We start from the raw sequence: 18,109 nt of genomic DNA, 5'->3' as shown, positions 1-18,109 counted from the left end.
CTAGGTCTGCATACTGTAATTCTTGGGCTGCCCATTTCTCCATTTTTTTGCTCACCTCCACCTTAATTCCTTCTTTCAAAACTATACCTATCAATCGTTTCCCCTTTTTTTAAGTTTCTTCTCTTTTTGTTAAGAAAGATCCGACTAATGGATAGCTTAAAAAGGGTGGCTTTGCTCCTCCTTGATAAGGGTGGCTTTGATCCCCCCAACCCCGGCTGCCGCAAATACGGCGGTGAGAATGTCAGGTCTTACCCCACTCGATTAAAGCGCTAGTCAATCCTTCTAGGGTATATTCTCGCGCCTCGATATCAACACGACCAAATAAATCTTGACAGGTTTTTGAAGTTTGCGGACCGATAGAAGCCAGACAAACTTTTTCTAATAGGGAATTAACCGATAATTCTGCCGTTTCTTGCAGCAATAACCGATAAAAATTCTGGACGGTTTTGGAACTAGCAAAGGTGACTATATCGACTTTCCCATCTCGAAACGCTTCCCAGATGCCACTATCCATGCGTGCCGGACATCCGGAATAATATGCGGCCACTTCCGTCACCTGACCAGCTTTGGCCGTTAACTCCTTAACTAATATCTCTCTGCCTCCCGTTTCCACGCGAGGAAAGAGGAATTTTTGCCCCTTAATCGGGTCGGGAAACTCGTTTACCAAAGCATCAGCGACAAAATCCCCCGGGATAAAATCCGCTTTTAATCCCCGTGAGTGCAAAACTTGGCTGGTTTTTTTGCCCACCACGGCGATTTTTACGGTCGCTAAAGCCCTAGCATCTTTTCCCCAAAATGTCAAGCGATCGAAGAAAAAATTAACAGCATTGGCAGAAGTTAAAATCAGCCAATCAAACTCTTTTAACTGAGCGATGGCATCGTCTAAACCTTGCCAACGGTCGGGGGGACGAATCTCTAAAGCGGGCATTTCTAGGACTTCTGCGCCTTGATTTTGCAAAATTTCGCTAAATTGACTCGTTTGCTCGGCGGCACGGGTAATAACAATAGTTTTACCGCCTAGGGGTAGGGGAGAAGACATAATCGCCAGATCCACAACTTGACCAATGACCATAATAGAGGGTGAGAGGGACACCCCGGCGGTTTGGGCGAGAATATTTTCTAAAGTGCCGCGCCAAATTTGTTGATCCTTGCGTCCCGCCTGACGGATAATAGCGATCGAGTCGTCAATATTCCGCCCATTTTGGCATAATTTCTCGATAATTTGCCCTAAGGACTGACCGGCCATCAATAGCACAAGTGTATCAATTTTAGCTAAAGCTGACCAATCGAGAGACTCGGGATCGTGAGCGCTCAAGACCGCAAAACAGCGACTAATATCCTTTTCGGTCAGGGGAATTCCGGCCAATAAAGGAGCGGCTAAAGCGGAGGAAATACCGGTTATCAGTTCAAAATCACAGCCAGCCTGCTTTAGGGCCAACATTTCAGGATATACTCGCCCAAAAACACCCGGATCACCACTTTTGAGCCGAATAACTCGTTTTCCCTCTTGACAATAATTAACCAGTATCCGATTAATCTGATTCTGCTCGGCCCCGGGTTGTCCCCCCCGTTTGCCTACATCGACTAAAACACAGGTTTTTGGCACTAGGGAGAAGATTTGACTATCCACTAGGGCATCGTACAGCAAAACCTCGGCCGTGGCTAAAATTGCTCGCGCTTGCAGGGTGAGAAAACTGCTCTGACCGATTCCCGCACCGAGAAGATAAACTTTACCCCGGGGATGGACGACTGCTGACATAATCGCAAATTTGGGTTTAATCTTTAATTTAGCACTGGAGAAGAAACAAGCTACTAGCGCAACAAGGGCAGCAGTAAAGTGACGAAATAATATACTAGGGGAGCGGTGAAGACATAACTATCGGTGCGATCGAGTATACCACCGTGACCGGGGATTAACTGCCCGGAATCCTTGACCCCGGCATCGCGTTTCATCATCGATTCCGTCAAATCGCCCAATAAACTGACAATACCAATTAATAAGCCCAAAATTAGGCCCGTCAGCTGCCAATAGGGCCAATCTAAATACCAAGCACCCAAATCGGCCACCGCTATACTGCCTAAAATGCCAAAAAAGGAACCTTCCACGGTTTTTTTGGGACTAATCAGCGATAAACTGGTTTTCCCTAACCATTTTCCCATGATATAAGCTCCGATATCGGCGGCCCAAATGCAACCGAAAGCTAGAAAAGTCACCGTCAAAGCGGCCGGGAATAATTTCGGTTCCATCCACGATTCTGGCCAATATCCCATCAGGGGTAAGTTACTGGCAATAGCCACAGGATTACTTTCAGGAGAAAAACCGACCCGTAAACGAATCCAATAACTAGGTAAGTAACCACCATAAAACAGACCGAGAATTGAGGTGGAAATGTCGGCAATTGTCGCCATTTTGGGCTGAAAGAGCAGATAAAAACAAATTAATGCCCCAGCGAGGGGAAACATGGCATCGGTGAGGGGGGCCGCCATAGTTGCCGTCAGCAGTAATAATTGTGAAACGACAAGAGTGGTTTTAGCGGCCGGTTCAATACCTTTAGCGCGAACTAAGCGAAAATACTCTAATTGTCCCAAAAAGACGATAACACCGATGCCGAGGGTGAAATACCAACCCCCAACGATAATAATTCCCAGTGCGAAGGCAATAGCAAAAATAGCGCTGACAATGCGTGGCCAAGGCATGGTTAATCCAGAGAAATTAGGCGGCATTGTCATAATTATATAGATTAAGAAAACTTTATGGAAGGTTATCCCCAATTAAAGTTTATCGCCACTCAGGATAAACATGGGATCAACGGCGGCAAAAACTTGGTGAATACCCCTAGTTTCTAGGCGATTTACTGCCGCTTGGACAATCTCGATATTACGCGCCTGTAAATTAGAAAAGCCTTCGGAAAATTGATAGAGGGTTTCTAAATTATTGGCCGTAGCCACGATGCGGCCGTTGGGTTTCAGGTATTGCCACACTTCTTGCAGGACTGATTTAATCGGTTTGCCGCCCTCGATACAGACGCGATCGGGTGCGAGGGATATATTGGGCAGACAATCCGGGGCGCTGCCTTCAAAAACCGTAACATTTTTAACCCCAAAGCGATCGCAATTACGGCGGATTAAACTGGCCACTTCTTCATCTCTTTCAATGGCAATAATCGGACTATTGGGACATAATAAGCCAATTTCAACGGGAATAGTGCCGGTTCCTGCGCCGATATCCCAGAAAACCCCCCCATCTCCTAACCTCAAAGCGGAAATCATCAATAATCTCACCTCGCGTTTACTCAAGGGAATCCCGGGCAAACGTTCAAACAGTTCATCGGGAATACCGGGGGTTTTATATAACCAAGTCATGGGGGATCAATTATTGAGAAGCTTCACTACCAAGCATTATTATATAAGTTTGTCAAGTTTTCTTTATCAAGTAAACAGGGACTTTTCTCGGTATAAAACCCTGATAATAGCTCTAAAAAGCTATTATTTGTCATTACAGCTTTTTTCCTGTCAAAGGAGTAGATACCGAGAGGTGGGAGGGGACTTGATGGAACCTAGCATAATTACACGATCTTGTCAAGGATTTTTGGTTAGGAAAAAAGTAACTTTTTCTGAGCCAATGTCACAGATATTTTTAGTATCGGTAGCTAAACTGTTCTACCGCAAAAAACCGTGTTAGATTGACTTCGATCGATTTTAAATTGAGTTCGGTTAGGCAATTTGTTAAGTCTCTCATCTTTCCGGGGATGAGGGACTTTCTTAGGGGCAATCCACAGCAAAAACAGCCCCTAAAACTGATTATTGACCCGGACTCGGTGCTTCTATCGGGGACTCTGGGGAAAGGGGAGTCGATTCAACTATTGGCGGTGGGGCCGGAGGTTGGAGAATATTGCGCCAGCCTTGCATTTGGGAGCGAGCCGAACTGTAAGCGGTACTTTCTGGGGATACGGATTCAGCAAGGCGAATAGCTTCCAGATAACGGCCATTATTAGCTTGGGCCGTGGCTAAAGACAAAAGCTGATAACTCCAACGTTCCAGCAATTCACTCCGTTGCACACCCGCATCGGTTTTAGTGGAAATATTGGTAACTAAAGCAATCGCCCGGGTTAAACCTTCTGCGGTTCCCGTCGCCGCTAATTGATTAGCCTGTTGGAGATTTTGACTGGCCCGCAATTCTCGGCGCCAACGACGGATATTTTGGGATGCTTCCCCGGAAAGAGCGCGACCGGGGGGAATTTGATTGGCAGTTTCGATCGCCGTGCTATAGTCTTTGAGATTGGCCAAAGCTTGAGCCTGATCTAAAATGGGTTGATCCTCCATGCGTTCAATCCGCGCTTGCCAGTCGCGAATTTCCCGTTGAGCATCTCTGTATAGGACCCGATTGTTAGCGATGGCTCGCGCCTGAATAATAGCGTTACTGAGGGAGTTAATATCGCCAGGGAGAGCTATTTCCCGCGCGCGTTCTAAAATCGGTCGGTCTTCAATGACTTGTATTTGACGATTCCAAGAGCCAATTTCCTGCTGTGCTTGCGACCAGAGGGGGTTATTCCGGGGAACCTCGCCCGCTTTCGCGATCGCGGCGCTATACTGCTCGATCGTCCCTGCTTGTGCTAAATCTCTAGCCTCAGACAGTATTCTTAGATCCTGTACCTGTAACTGCCAGCGTTCCCTCATGCCTAGGGCCGTTTGATGGAGGGGTCGAGAAGGGTCGATTTGTTCTAGTCCCAGTATGCCAGCTTCCAATCCCTCCACCGTGCCGGCTTCCGCATCCAAGGCCGCTGTGGACAAGAGAGACCAATCGGTGACATCTTCTTTAATTTTGAGGTCTTTGGGGGTTTGGTTAGCCAAATCCCGAAGAGCTTGCCATTGCTTCCGCTCAATTAATCTTTCGGCGTATTCTTGCAGTTTATCCTCGGTTTTCCCGATTAATTTTTGGGCCTCTTGATAGGCATAACTACTGGCTTGAATTTTTCTAGCTTCTTCGATGACTTTGAACCAATTGTCGAGACCGCCCCGGGCAAAGAGATTAAAGGCATTATCTAATTTACTGCTATCTTCCCGGGCGACGGTAATTTTAGCGATCGCTTCATTATACTTAACCGTTGCCCAATATTCGTTATTTAAGTTCAATAAATCCACTGCCAGACGGAAAGATTGATTCCAGTTGGAAGCGCGGAGATTTTCCTCTAGTTTGCTTAATATCTCGTTGCCTTCCGTCCAGGTTCCTTGCCACTTAGCGATTCTTTCTTCAATAATTGCCGCTACTGCCATATTATCGGGGATTTGACGGGCTTTAGCGATCGCTTGCCTTAAATTTCCCGCTTGATAGTCTTTTTCAGCCAAATTCAGGATATCTCGCGCCCATTCTTCCACCTGTTGATTAACTTGCGATCGCAGGGGATGGTCATCGGGTAAAGCTTCCACTAGGGCAATTGCCTCGAGTAAACCTGCCACGGTGCGACTATCGGCGGAAAGTTGAGCGCAGTAGAGACGCAGGGACGCAGAAGCGATGGGCCAGAAGATTTTTGGGCAATTGGGCGACTTCTGCATATTTAATAACTGCCAAGTGGCGAGAAAGCCAACACTGCCAAAGACCACGACAAATAAAGCCGCCCAAACTTTCCAAGTGAAACGATGCTGGTATCGGTACCAAAAGAGAAAAAGAAAAGACTTAGTTTTCTCAGGCCAACGAGTCAGGGAGTCAATCGATTCTCGTTTGACTAGATTTTCGGTTAATTCTTTTCCTTTAGACATTCACAACTCCCCGGCAGATATTTTAGATAGATTTTACCCTAATGGCGCTCATTGCCCAACTTCTCAGCAAGATTCAGCCTGTAGAGACTCGACTAATTCGATTAATTGTGTCTCGTTGGCATTATACACTTCCCGACAAAACTCACAGACGGCTTCCGCTTGTTTATCTTTTTCGATGATGTCTTTTAATTCATCGACCCCGAGGAATTTTAAAGCTCCTAAGACCCGTTCAAAAGAGCAGCTACAATCAAAACGCAGCATCTGCACAGCAGGAAAAATTTCTAGACCCATATCTCCGAGAAGTTCCTGAAAAATATCTTCTAGTCCTTTTCCTGCGCGTAAAAGGGGCGTAAATCCCGTTAATTTTCGCAATCTCGACTCTAAACGAGCCACTAAGACCTCATCCCGGGCGGCTTCTTTAGAGAGAACTTGTAATAAAATTCCCCCAGCAGCCGTCACTCCTGTGGTCGTACCGACAAAAACCCCCACTTGCAAAGCGGAGGGAATTTGTTCCGATTGGTCTAGATAGTAGGCGATATCTTCCCCCACTTCCCCAGAAACTATCTCGACGATGCTTTCTTGAAGTTCATTTCTCCCCTCGCCTTTTTCTTCGCGTAAGACTCGCACATAACCCTTGTTACCCACGGCGCGACCCACATCTAATTTACCCTTAGCATTGGGGAGTAATTCCACTTGGGGATAGTCCACATAACCCCGCACCGTGCCATCGAGTCCAGCATCAACCAAGACCCCACCCAGAGGACCGTCGCCTTTAATGCGAATATTGACCCTAGAACCGGGTTTTTTTAAACTGGAAGCCAAGAGTAAAGCCGATGCCATCGTGCGACCGAGCGCGGCGGTGGCTACGTTAGATAATTGATGTCTTTGGCGGGCTTCTTCGGTTAAACGAGTGGTAATCACTCCTACTACTCTAATTCCCCCATCGGCGGCCGTGGCGCGGATTAATTTATCTGCCATACTACTTACTGTTATCCTTGGAAAACGCTGTCCCGATTTTTAGTTATTCTTTAACTAACTTAACAAAAATTATCAGATAATAATATGTTCGGCAATTTTCAACAAAGTCAGCTGCGTATCGAAATCTCGGCCAGTGAACAGGCTATCCGGGATAGTTTGCTCAAAACTGCTCATCTCCGTCAATGGCTGTGGCCGCAAATGCTCTCGCCTAATCTACCCGATAAATTAGAGGAAGGTTTGACTTTTACCTCTTGGTTAGGTTTAATTCCCGTACAACATCAGGTTTTATTGGCCAATGACCAGTGTTTACGCTTGCTTTTGAGTCAAGGCATCGATGGCTATCACGAATGGTATTGGGGTGATGGTTGGTTACAATCCCGTTTAGAAGGCATTTCCCTCCTTCCCCTCAATCTCGGTCAAACTCTCAGTTTATTGAAATTACGACTATTTCTGAGCAATCAAAAGTAATCAGTAATCAGTGAACAGTGAACAGTAATCAGTAATCAGTGAACAGTAATCAGTGAACAGTGAACTAAAAACTCACATCTGGTAACTGATAAGCTGTTCGTAATTTAAATTGCTTGTTGAGACGAGGCAAGAGGCAAGAGTCAAAAGGCAACACCCCCCCAACCCCCCCGACATCGGGGGGGAGAGGTTCGGCTAATCTAAGAATAAGGGTTTTAAATGCGTCTTAGCTTAACTGATAACTCACACCTGATAACTCACATCTGGTAACTGATAACTGATAACTCACACCTGATAAGTACCTAAGCAAAATTAATTACACATTTCGATAAAGCTTTTGCCTTTTGCCTTTTGCCTCTTGCCTATCTTCACTAGGAAATTTATTTTGCACGACTACTTAACTGATAACTGATTAGGGTTGAGTTCCATCGAGACTGATTTCACATTTACTGGCATCGAGGTTAGTTAGAGAAGTTCCAGTATAAGTACCTTGTTTAATTATTCCTAACAAAGAAGCGATAACTAGACATTTTTTTTCTTGGTTGGGATAGGGATCGGCGGAGGCATCGGCGGCGGGATATAATACGATTATCGCTTGATCTTCCGGCGGATCAAACCGGGGGAACTGACCGTCTAACCTCTCCGGCACATGACCCCGAAAGGAAAACTGCACCCCCGGACTGCCGCCCAGAGTGGGAAAATTATCCACCACCATAAATACTTCCTGCGGCAGATTTAGGGAACTCGCGTTAGTATTAGTCGCCACTAAACAACCTGCTTCACTGGCGGTTATTTGCCGGTAAACCGTGGGATTATTGCCAGTCCCGTTGGTAAAATTAATCGTGCAAATTCTCCCCAGACGGATAGCTTGTCCTTGGGCATCCTCTAGGGCTGATTGTATAGAATCGGTGGCTTCTTGGACTTTATTGCTATTTAACCAAGCTAATAAATTAGGCAGGGTTAAGGCGGCAAGAACTCCCGTAATTGCCAAAGCTACCAAAATTTCTAACAGGGTAAAACCCTGATTTTTATGGACATTCAAACGACGCATCGGGAATCACCTCAACAGAACTTTTAGCAAGAAATTTTCCTTCTTGTTCGCTTCTTTCGTCTCTTTCTTGAGTTTGATAGTCATTAGCTATTTCATCATCAGCTAACTTCACCTTATACTCTATACGGAGAAGATGGGGATTATCCGATTGGTTAGTAATATTAAAAGTCCGATAGAGAGAATAGTTTTTACCGACAATTGTTCTGGTCGCTACTAATTGGGGGTCCGTCGGTATAGGGGTGGGGAGTTTAATATCCGTTAGTTGTCTTCTTAAAGCTGTGGCATAACCCTGATTGATATTTGTACATACATCTGGACTGACATAATTGGGACTGGAAGTCACATTTAAAGTCGAAGCTATATATTTGGTATCCTCGAAGTCTTCTTGAATCCAAAAGTTAGCTTGAGCTTGTCTTTCTGACCTAACTTTATATAAGGCATCCACTGCCATTAACTGTAGGGTTCCCGTTAAGAAAGCGGTAATAGTCAAAATGGCAATGATTACTTCTAACAGGGAGAAACCTGACTCAGACGATGACAGTTTTAGCGGTATCCTCTTTCCTTTTGATTTCACTTCCTAATCCTCCCAAGTTTTTCCTCAAAACTACTGGCTTTTTTAGCCCTCAACTACAGAGTACCCAGATGATGGGATATTTCTAACTCTAGCCAGGGAATTAATTCCCCGCAACCCCTATTGCTCCAGTGAGTCAGATTGTCTAAACTCTCATCCATTTAGCATTGTACACTAATCTATTCTTTGTCTGTGATCACAATCGGCGATCGAGATCACACTTAACCAGTAATTTAGATACACTAACAGCTTATCCGCCCAAAATAGCAATGCCTACGCCGATTAATAGAATTAATCCGCCATAAATTACTTCTTGGGGGGGTATTTCACCAAAAATGAACACTCCTAACAGACTAGCGGCAATTGGCTCTAATAAAATTACCATGGTTACTATTGTCGGTGCTACCCATCGCAAAGCCCAGTTAAAGCTAGTATGACCAATTAATTGCGGAAAAATCGCCATCATTAACACATAAACATACACGGACAAAGGATAGCTTTCGTAACCTTGACCGAAGAAGAAAATATTGGGTAATAAAGCTAATCCTGCGGTAGTGTAGGCTACAGTTATATAATTCTTAATATTTAAGCCCTTTCTTTGTGCTTCCCGTCCGAGGAGAATATAACCACTAACGAGAATTGCCCCAATTAAAGCCAAGCTATTGCCCAATAAAGGGTTAGGATAAGAACTACTGACATCTCGATCGGCTAAAACAATCAATAATCCCCCCGTTAAAGCCACAAAAATGCCGATAAAAGTTAATTTTGTCGGTTTTTCTCGAAACCACCACCAACCCAACAGAGAAACCCAGAGGGGATTAGTGGTGACTAAAGTGGTAGAAGCGGCGATCGAGGTGTAGGATAGAGAAGTAATCCAAGTAGCAAAATGGAGAGCTAAACAAAATCCTGCCCCCACTGCGTAATAATAGGCTTGAATAGGGACTTTTTGGCGTGATAAGGTCAACCAGTTCGGAATTAGGACAACAGAAGCCAATATCAGACGCGAAGTCGCTAAAAATAAACTAAATGCGATCGTAGCATTACCTACCGCTTCGATCGCTAACCGGATAAAAATTGCCGATGCAGAAACCGACACCACACCGATAGTTAAAATAAAAATAATTTTGGCGTTGGAAGGAGGCAAAATAGGCTGCGCTCGCACGATGATCAATGATGTTATTTACCAGTTATTTTAGCCGTAGGCAGGAGTCAGGAGTCAGGAGTCAGTTATCAGTGATCAGTAATCAGTGATCACTGATCAGTTTTTTGCTCCCATCACCCCACACCCCACACCCCACACCCCACACCCCACACCCCACACCCCACACCCCACACCCCATCACCCCATCACCCCATCTGCTATTTACTTGATCTATGGAACTACCAGAATTAAATATAGAGACAATTTGGGCGATTATTAACGATGAAATTGACGACGAAACCGTTAATAAATTGGTCTGGCAAACTTTAGGTTATCGCTACGATGAAAGTCAAGGAAAATGGGATAATAGTCAAGTAGGGGAAGATTGGCGCTGTGAATATCCCGAACCCCCGGATTTTATTGCCAATCGTCCTCCAACAGTAAAATTAACTCGATCGATCTTACCAGAAAATAAACAATTATTAAAAGATAAATTGGGGTTTACCGGTTATAAAATTGGCGAATTCAATCCCCGCATGACTCGCCGTGCCACTGCCGCTAATTGGTTGTGCTTTTATGGGTTAAAATAGATGAGGAAAGTTATTTTATCAAGCTTCTAGCATGGTCACTATCCCTGTCAAGTCCTCCTCTCATCCCCTAGCATCCTATATTGATCGTCTCACGGCTGGGGAAGCATTGTTAAAAGATACTCCCCAGAATTTGATCGAGGTAGTGGGTATCCTGAAAAGTTACGGGGTGGTGTTAGATGCTTATTCCAAAAATTTAATTTATATTGCGGAAAATCAGTTTTTGGTTTTTTTCCCTTTCTTTAAATATTTTAATGGTCAAGTATCTTGGCAGAAATTACTACAACACTGGTGGCACGATCGCATTAATTTTGAGTATGCTGAATACTGTATGAAAGCCATGTTTTGGCATGGTGGGGGTGGTTTAGATAGTTATGTAGATAGTGCCGCTTTTCGGGAAGTGACAGCCAAGGTTATTCAAGCCAAATTTAGTAATAATCCCCTAGTTTTAATTTTAAATAAAGCCTTTCCTGAATTTTTGCCAGAACAAATGCGGATGATGGCCTACTATAGCGGTTTAGGTCAATTTTGGCGAATTATGGCCGATACTTTTTTAAGTTTATCCGATCTCTACGATGCCGGACAAATTACCAGTATTCCCGCAGTGGTGGCACACATTAAGAAAAATTTAGTCGATAATGCTAGTCAAGCAATTGTCTATCAGGTAAAAATCAAAGGACAAACCTATGATCTGATCCCCAAATCGGCAGGATTAACCTTTCTTGCGGATACGGCAATCCCCTACGTTGAGGCGGTTTTCTTTCGCGGAACACCTTTCCCCGGTACAATTTCCTATAATGCCCAAGCCTATCAAATTCCCTACGATCAAGGAATGTTTGCCTATGGTGCTTTGTATGCAGATCCTTTACCCATCGGAGGTGCAGGGATTCCTCCCACACTATTAATGCAGGATATGCGTCACTTTTTACCTGATTATCTGCACGACATTTATAAAAAGAGTTTTCGTCAAGAGGAAGATTTATTAGTCCAGATCTGCGAAACTTTTCAAAAGTCGATGTTTTGTGTAACAACGGCAGCCATTCAAGGATTAGCACCTTATCCTTTAACTACCACAGATTTAAAAGAACAAAAAGCCAATCGCATCTATCTAGAAGCATGGATGAATCGCTTTGTCAAGTCGCGATTAGAAGCGGTAAATCAATAATTATTTTGCCGATAAATCGGTAATTTTTGCAGTCAACAAACCCCCTTACATTTATGTCAGATATTAACGCCCAACTTCAGGATATTTTAGCTCAATTGCAATCTTTAAGCGAACGGGTTGCCCTCATCGAAGCGCGGCAGATGTTAGTACCGGACATCGAGCGCTATGGTAAATTACAGCAATTTCTAGCTGAGGGGAACTTTAGGGAAGCAGACGCAGAAACTCTGCGAGTTATCCTCGAAGCTGCCGGCAGAACCCGCGATACTTTAACTCCAGAGGATATGATGCGGTTTCCCGTTAATGTGATTCGGGTACTTGATCGCCTTTGGAAAAATTATAGCGGCGATCATTTCGGTTTTAGCGCTCAGGTGAAGTTATATTTTGCCGTCGGTGGTAGTATTAACACCCTGCGTACCCAAGATGCGGAAACGATTAGAAAATTTGGGGAATTGGTGGGATGGCGCGACAAAGATGAGTGGCGTATCGATGATTATGATCACTGGGATTTTAGTCTAGCAGCTCCTCAAGGCTGTTTTCCTGCCCTCTGGTGGAAGTCTCCCTACGGGTTAAAAATGGTGACTTTTTGTTTTACTCGCCTGATAGAGTGCGATTTATAGGCAATGAAAGGAATTATCGGCTATTTTCGGGCTTTATTATCCCCCCAATTTGCCCCCACCGGGATAAAAGTGGCTGTAATAGTGGGGACAATTTTATTGACAATTAACCACGGTTATGCTGTAATTATCGGCCGTATGACAGGCGATCGCTGGCTGGCGGCATTACTGACTTATCTAGTTCCCTATCTGGTCAATGTTCATGGGCAGTATAGCAGTTATCACCGTCAACAGTGGCCGAAAAAATCGCCGAAATAAGGCTCTTGGTTACTCTTTATGCTGAATTAGCAGACAAAATGCCGAGATAATATCCTTCTAACCCCAAAATTCCTCTAGCATTCTTTTAATCTCTTACGCTAAAGGTTTCTACCCAAATTTCCAGCCATAGCAGCAGTAAAAATCAGCCCAGAATTAAAAGCTAGGCTTTCAGTATTAGGACTATTTCAGGTTAATGGCGGGAAGCGGATTTGAACCACTGACCTTCGGGTTATGAGCCCGACGAGCTACCAGACTGCTCTATCCCGCGTTGCTTTACCTAGTATAGAACTAAATCTCGGTAAATGCCAAGGAGTTTGTAAAATTCCTTTACATTTACCGTCCCACCAGAGGTTAATACTTACGTTCCACGGGGGTGAAATCCTGAATTACCACGGGCATATAGTCGATATCGATGCCGGAGGGGGAATAATAGGCGAGGGTATGCTGAAGGAAATTTTGGTCATCCCGTTGGGGAAAATCCTCGCGGGAATGGGCCCCTCGGCTTTCTTGACGATTGAGGGCAGAGGTGAGGATAATTTCCCCCACCACCATGAGACTTTGTAATTCCCAGGCCTCGATTAGTTCCGTATTCCAGCAATCACCCCTATCATCGAGGTAAATCTGCTCGTATTTGCGCTTTAATTCGCCGATTTGTTTAATTCCCTCGCGCATGGTCGCTTCGGTGCGAAAAACGCCGCAATGTTGGGTCATACAGTCTTGGAATTCCTGACGTAGTTGACCGATGCGAATCGTGCCTTTTTTGGTCAATAAAGCGGTGATTTCCTCTTTAGCATCCTGAAGGTAAATATCGGGATTAAAGACGGGAAAAGCGCGTTTTTCGACGTATTTAGCGATCGATTTGCCGGTTCTTCTCCCATAGACCACACATTCTAACAGGGAATTACTACCCAAACGATTGGCCCCGTGAACGGAGACACAGGAACATTCCCCGGCGGAGAAAAAGCCCTCGGTGAGGGTATCGGCACTTAAGCGAACGCGACCATCGGTATTAACGGGAATGCCGCCCATACAATAGTGAACTGTAGGACGTACAGGCATCGGTTCCTCTACCGCATCGACACCGACGAGACGGTGGGCCTCCTCCCAACAGAAGGGAATGCGACTCATAATTTTTTCCCGGCCTAAATGGCGTAAATCCAGATAGACAAAGGGACCCCCGGCACTACCGTCCAGATTTACCCCCCGGCCGGCGCGAATTTCTAGGGTAATGGCCCGGGAAGTGATGTCCCGGGGGGCTAATTCCATGCGCGAGGGGGCGTAATCTTCCATAAAACGACGACCTTCGCTATTGATTAAATAAGCGCCTTCACCCCGGACCGCTTCCGAGATTAAAACACCGACGGGATAGAGTCCAGTGGGGTGAAATTGGACAAATTCCATGTCTTCTAGGGGAATACCCGCTTTTGCCGATAAAGCTAAACCGTCCCCCGTACAGGCGAAATCGTTGGAGGTGGTGTTATAAACGCGACCATAGCCCCCCGTACCGAACATAATTGCTTTTGCCCGGAGGATTTCTAACTGTCCGGTGGCGATTTGGTACATTACTACCCCTTTAGCCGTACCTTCTTCGAGGATAAGACGCAAAACGTACCATTCATCGTAGATTTTTACCTGATTACGGTGTAAATTGCTGACTAATTCGTGCAGCATGGCGTGACCGGTTTTATCGGCGGCGTAACAGGCCCGGTTATGGCTGTGACCGCCAAAGGCTCTTTGGGCAATGCGTCCATCTTCGAGACGGGAGAATAACACGCCTAGATGTTCCAATTCGATGATAACTTCGGGGGCTTCTTGGGTGAGAATATCCACTGCATCCTGGTCAGCCAGAAAATCGGAACCTTTGACGGTATCGTAGGCGTGGGCCTTGGGATTATCTTTGGGGTCAACGTTTTGCAGGGCGGCGGCGATACCCCCCTGGGCGGCGACGGAGTGGGAACGAATTGGGTGGGTTTTGGCAACGACAGCAACATCGATAGTCGGGTTGAGGCGTTTGATTTCTAAGGCGGCGCGGCATCCTGCTAACCCACCGCCCACTATAACGACATCGTGTTCTTTCATGGCTGATTTTTCTAGGGGCTTCTGTTTCTATGGTGGGGTTAGAATTGCTCGGAAGTCAGTTTTGTAACCGAGACTTTATATTTCAGGAGACAGCCCTTTCAGTTATCAGTTATCAGTTATCAGTTATCAGATGCGAGTTTTCAGTTCACTGATTACTGTTTACTGATTACTGAACTTGGTATGGTTCGCTCGGGGGGCATAAATCGACTAAATCCTTATCTGGCAAAAAACTTAATTGATGAGTTCGTTCTAGTTCAAAAACAATTGACAAAAATCGCCAAATGTCTTTCTCTATAAGAGTTTCATTCCTTATAACCCTGTCCGTTGCATAAGACAAACTGAAGAACCTCACTGATTACTGATTCCTGTTTACTGATAACTGAAAAGTCTTCATAATTCCCAAAAAAACAACCCGCGGCAGTTAACCGCGAGTTATTTTTGGCTAAAATCGGATAATTACTGAACGGTAATCGTTCCGACCATACCGGCGCCGCGATGGGGTTCGCAGTAGTAGGTGTAAGTACCCGGTTCGCTGAAAGTGCTTTCAAAGGACTCACCAGCGGAAAAAGCCAGACCTTTATGGGATAATTTAGCAGCCTGGGCTTCGGGAACCTTGGTGCTATCGAAAACTATGTTATGGGGAGAAAGTTTGTTATTGACCCATTTCACCGTATCTCCTGCTTTAATAGTGAGGGCGGGGGGATCAAATTGTAGTGTACCTGCATCACCGCCCATCTTCACCGTGAAGGTTTCCGCAGCAGCGGAGGCAGTGTTGAAGAAGAAGCTAGAGACGACTAGCACCACGGTAGCGACCAATAAACCTAATTTTTTCATGCTTGTTAATCCTTTACACGAGGGAAGATGACAAGTTTGACAGCCTGTCTTTTGACAAAAAAGTAAAAGTTTGCTTTTAACTGTCCCATTGATTAATTCTACACGAAGTTTGACAGCTTGTCTTTTGACAAGAAAACCGGTTTTTTCTGACGATGGTTGGGGAATTTCTTAAGAAATAGAGGAGAACCTATCGTGAAAAGATTATTAATTTCCCTGTGCTTGCTCTTGGCTGTGGTTACTTTCGGTATGGCTCGTCCCGCTTTAGCTGATGGGGCTTCGATTTTCAGTGCTAACTGTGCTTCCTGCCACATGGGCGGTAAAAACGTGGTTAATGCCGCTAAAACCCTGAAAAAAGAAGATTTAGTTAAATACGGCAAAGATTCCGTTGAAGCTATCGTTACCCAAGTTACCAAAGGTATGGGGGCGATGCCCGCTTTCGGTGGTCGTCTCAGCGCTGAAGATATCGAAGCTGTAGCTAATTATGTCCTCGCTCAAGCGGAAAAAGGCTGGTAAAAATTAGTTATCGGTGGCGAGTTATCCGTTGTCAGTCTGGTAAGAATTGTAGCGATCGAAATTCTTGGGTCAATTGCTGGCTTAAAATAGCTAATGGTTCATCTCGGGACAAGGTTGTGAAATTGCGATCGTTTTTCTATATTTTAGGTGCGACGGTAATCATTCTCCTAGGAGTCGCTACAGCCAGTTTTGCTTGGATTCTCGCCGATAGTCCTCTGTCTTTGCTCAAAGGTGGGGTAATGCGGGAACCGACGGCGGCGATTTTTGTGCCGAAACAGGCCCCGGTTATGGTATCCTTGTTGGTCAATCCCGAACGTTTAGAGTCTTTTGGTCAATTAATCGCTACACCGGCTAATCGACGACGTTCCCACCAACAAATTAAAGATTTAGAAAAAACTCTGCTCGGCAAAACGGGATTAAATTATCAAAAGGAAATCAAACCCTGGTTAGGGGAGGAAATTACCCTCGCTGTTACTTCCCTAGATTTCGATCGCGATACCGATAATGGTATCCAACCGGGTTATCTTTTGGCAATTCAAAGTAAAGATGGTGAACGCGCTAAGGAATTTCTGCAAGCTTCCTACTCAAAACAGGCGGTTTCGGGCAAATTTGACCTCGTTTTTGAACTCTACAAGGGAGTTAACCTCATTTATCAACGTCCCTTGACCGCAGGAGATAATAATCGTTTTCTCGCTAGTGCCGTCGTCGGTGATACGGTGCTTTTTGCCAATAATATCAAGGTTTTGCGCGAGGCCCTTAATAACGTGCAAGTACCGGATTTAAACCTAAAAAATAGCCCTGATTACCGAGAAGCTCTCAAAAATATCACCGAACCGCGTATAGCTATAGTTTACGGCAATTTACCTCCGTTATCGGCTTGGATCGCGAATCAACCCGTCCCAGAGAGTCCCGAAGCAAAACAACGATTAGCCACGGCTTTTACCCTCAAATCTGGGGGAATAGTCGCTCAAACCGCCTTAATTGGAGTCTTAGGACAGGATGACCAAGCACCAATTTTATCTAGTCCCGTGGGAGCATTATCTTTTATCGGCGAAAATAGCCTTTTAGTCGCCGCTAGTCGCGATTTAAATCGTTTTTGGACTCAGGTAGAGGAGGGGTTAGAAGCAGATAGTCCCCTACAGGAATTAATAACACAGGTCTTAAACCGCTTCCAGTCGCCTTTAGGTTTAAATTTGCCTGAAGACGTTTTTAGCTGGGTTAGAGGCGAATATAGCCTCGCTCTCGTGCCTAGTTCAAAGGGGATGGAACCCGATAGTGTTTTTCTAGGGGAACGGGTGATGGGGGTAGAGGTGGACAGTGCGATCGAGCATTTGGATGAGTTGGCCCGCAGTCGCGGCTATAATGTGGTTAATCTGCCTTTACTCGATCGAACGGTGACAGCTTGGACAAAGTTAACCACGGCGGTCCCAGAGGGAAAAGCGCAACTAGAGACGCTCGTGACGGGAGTGCATACTAGGGTCGATAATTATGAAATTATCGCTAGTTCTGTGGAAGCGATGGGTTTAGCTTTATCTGCACAGAAAAACCCCATTTTAAGCAGTGGTAAGTTTCGACAGGCAATTACTGCTCTACCCGCAGAAAATGATGGTTATTTTTACGTCGATTGGCGACAATTGCAACCAGTAATCGAGGCAAAATTCCCGATCGTGCGGGTGTTAGAATTATCGATTAAGCCTTTATTTAATAATCTGCGTTCTCTTACGATTAGCAGCCAAGGTAGTGAAAATTCTGTGCGTCGGGGAACGATTTTCTTTAATCTGGGAGTGAAGTCTTAATCAGTTAAGTACCTAAGCAAAATTAATTACACATATCTAACCACCTCTTGCCTCTTGCCTCTTGCCTCTTGCCTATCTTCACTAGGAAATTAATTTTGCACGACTACTTATCAGTTATCAGTTATCAGATAGAAGCTTGTAGGTTTGGTTGAGCGATTTAATACTTAGGAGAAAACTGCTCGATTCAATGGTTTGAGCAAAACCCAACATTCTTGACGACATTGGTGTGGTTGGGTTTTACTCAAGCGTCGCTAATAACCGTTCTGGATCCGTTATCAAGTAGCCAGTGGTATTGATTCT

17 protein-coding genes and 1 tRNA gene are annotated in these 18,109 nt (G+C 45.1%); 7 read left to right on the top strand and 11 right to left on the bottom strand.

Annotated elements, in window-relative coordinates; translation table 11 throughout:
• Positions 1 to 241: 241 nt before the first annotated feature.
• The 5 genes from cobA to hslO form a co-directional block, all read right to left on the bottom strand.
• The gene (cobA, locus tag O9334_RS19170) at positions 242 to 1,759 is read right to left on the bottom strand and encodes a uroporphyrinogen-III C-methyltransferase (RefSeq protein ID WP_288001873.1); all 1,518 of its coding nucleotides are present in this window, start codon (positions 1,757 to 1,759) and stop codon (positions 242 to 244) included.
• Between the two features lie 53 nt (positions 1,760 to 1,812).
• Entirely contained in the window at positions 1,813 to 2,730 is a 918-nt protein-coding gene (locus O9334_RS19165; RefSeq protein ID WP_045358523.1) for a phosphatidate cytidylyltransferase, read from the bottom strand.
• A gap of 42 nt (positions 2,731 to 2,772) precedes the next feature.
• Positions 2,773 to 3,363: a precorrin-6Y C5,15-methyltransferase subunit CbiT gene (gene cbiT, locus O9334_RS19160; protein ID WP_002732225.1), complete on the bottom strand. Its 591-nt coding sequence runs from the start codon at positions 3,361 to 3,363 to the stop codon at positions 2,773 to 2,775.
• Between the two features lie 438 nt (positions 3,364 to 3,801).
• A complete protein-coding gene (locus O9334_RS19155; protein ID WP_190380900.1) occupies positions 3,802 to 5,757 on the bottom strand; it encodes a chromosome segregation ATPase in 1,956 nt (651 codons plus the stop codon).
• 63 nt (positions 5,758 to 5,820) lie between these two features.
• Positions 5,821 to 6,735: an Hsp33 family molecular chaperone HslO gene (hslO, locus tag O9334_RS19150; protein ID WP_045358525.1), complete on the bottom strand. Its 915-nt coding sequence runs from the start codon at positions 6,733 to 6,735 to the stop codon at positions 5,821 to 5,823.
• A gap of 84 nt (positions 6,736 to 6,819) precedes the next feature.
• Between hslO and O9334_RS19145 the strand changes: the two genes are divergently transcribed.
• Positions 6,820 to 7,203, top strand: a complete 384-nt coding sequence (locus O9334_RS19145; protein WP_002791292.1) for a hypothetical protein — start codon at positions 6,820 to 6,822, stop codon at positions 7,201 to 7,203.
• Between the two features lie 409 nt (positions 7,204 to 7,612).
• Here O9334_RS19145 and O9334_RS19140 read toward each other — a convergent pair whose 3' ends face one another.
• The 3 genes from O9334_RS19140 to O9334_RS19130 form a co-directional block, all read right to left on the bottom strand.
• Positions 7,613 to 8,251, bottom strand: a complete 639-nt coding sequence (locus O9334_RS19140) for a pilus assembly FimT family protein (RefSeq protein WP_288001868.1) — start codon at positions 8,249 to 8,251, stop codon at positions 7,613 to 7,615.
• Entirely contained in the window at positions 8,229 to 8,765 is a 537-nt protein-coding gene (locus tag O9334_RS19135; RefSeq protein WP_288001877.1) for a type 4 pilin, read from the bottom strand. The genes O9334_RS19140 and O9334_RS19135 overlap by 23 nt, the downstream gene beginning before the upstream one ends.
• A gap of 307 nt (positions 8,766 to 9,072) precedes the next feature.
• On the bottom strand, positions 9,073 to 9,966 hold the full coding sequence (locus O9334_RS19130) for a DMT family transporter (RefSeq protein WP_045358537.1): 894 nt from the start codon (positions 9,964 to 9,966) through the stop codon (positions 9,073 to 9,075).
• 230 nt (positions 9,967 to 10,196) lie between these two features.
• Here O9334_RS19130 and O9334_RS19125 point away from each other — a divergent pair, with 230 nt between their 5' ends.
• Genes O9334_RS19125 through nrtS form a run of 4 tightly spaced genes read left to right on the top strand, consistent with a single transcriptional unit; the run spans position 10,197 to position 12,587 of the window.
• Positions 10,197 to 10,553, top strand: coding sequence for a DUF1823 family protein (locus O9334_RS19125; protein ID WP_190381016.1), 357 nt, complete (start codon positions 10,197 to 10,199; stop codon positions 10,551 to 10,553).
• 31 nt (positions 10,554 to 10,584) lie between these two features.
• The gene (locus O9334_RS19120) at positions 10,585 to 11,715 is read left to right on the top strand and encodes a CO2 hydration protein (RefSeq protein WP_288001865.1); all 1,131 of its coding nucleotides are present in this window, start codon (positions 10,585 to 10,587) and stop codon (positions 11,713 to 11,715) included.
• A 53-nt stretch (positions 11,716 to 11,768) separates the two neighbouring features.
• Positions 11,769 to 12,332 (top strand): GUN4 domain-containing protein, encoded by a 564-nt coding sequence (locus O9334_RS19115; protein ID WP_288001862.1) that lies wholly within the window; start codon positions 11,769 to 11,771, stop codon positions 12,330 to 12,332.
• Between the two features lie 3 nt (positions 12,333 to 12,335).
• Positions 12,336 to 12,587 (top strand): nitrate/nitrite transporter NrtS, encoded by a 252-nt coding sequence (nrtS, locus tag O9334_RS19110; RefSeq protein ID WP_288001860.1) that lies wholly within the window; start codon positions 12,336 to 12,338, stop codon positions 12,585 to 12,587.
• Positions 12,588 to 12,781: 194 nt separating this feature from the next.
• Here the strand turns inward: nrtS and O9334_RS19105 are convergent.
• The 3 genes from O9334_RS19105 to petE all read right to left on the bottom strand — a co-directional run bounded on the left by O9334_RS19105 (position 12,782) and on the right by petE (position 15,500).
• Positions 12,782 to 12,855, bottom strand: a tRNA-Met gene (locus tag O9334_RS19105).
• A gap of 83 nt (positions 12,856 to 12,938) precedes the next feature.
• Positions 12,939 to 14,666, bottom strand: coding sequence for a succinate dehydrogenase/fumarate reductase flavoprotein subunit (locus O9334_RS19100; RefSeq protein ID WP_288001857.1), 1,728 nt, complete (start codon positions 14,664 to 14,666; stop codon positions 12,939 to 12,941).
• 456 nt (positions 14,667 to 15,122) lie between these two features.
• Positions 15,123 to 15,500 carry a plastocyanin gene (petE, locus tag O9334_RS19095; RefSeq protein WP_288001854.1) on the bottom strand — a complete coding sequence of 126 codons (378 nt, stop codon included), beginning with the start codon at positions 15,498 to 15,500 and terminating at the stop codon, positions 15,123 to 15,125.
• Between the two features lie 192 nt (positions 15,501 to 15,692).
• Here petE and petJ point away from each other — a divergent pair, with 192 nt between their 5' ends.
• Both petJ and O9334_RS19085 read left to right on the top strand, forming a co-directional pair.
• Entirely contained in the window at positions 15,693 to 16,013 is a 321-nt protein-coding gene (gene petJ / locus O9334_RS19090) for a cytochrome c6 PetJ (protein ID WP_002732729.1), read from the top strand.
• 116 nt (positions 16,014 to 16,129) lie between these two features.
• A complete protein-coding gene (locus O9334_RS19085) occupies positions 16,130 to 17,809 on the top strand; it encodes a DUF3352 domain-containing protein (RefSeq protein ID WP_045358544.1) in 1,680 nt (559 codons plus the stop codon).
• Positions 17,810 to 18,109: the final 300 nt, after the last annotated feature.

Origin of the sequence: Microcystis sp. LE19-8.1F (assembly GCF_027531715.1) — a bacterium.
In the GTDB taxonomy this organism is placed as follows: Bacteria; Cyanobacteriota; Cyanobacteriia; order Cyanobacteriales; family Microcystaceae; genus Microcystis; species Microcystis wesenbergii_A.
The sequence above is the reverse complement of the archived record's forward strand: the minus strand, read 5'-3'. Positions and strand labels throughout refer to the sequence as shown.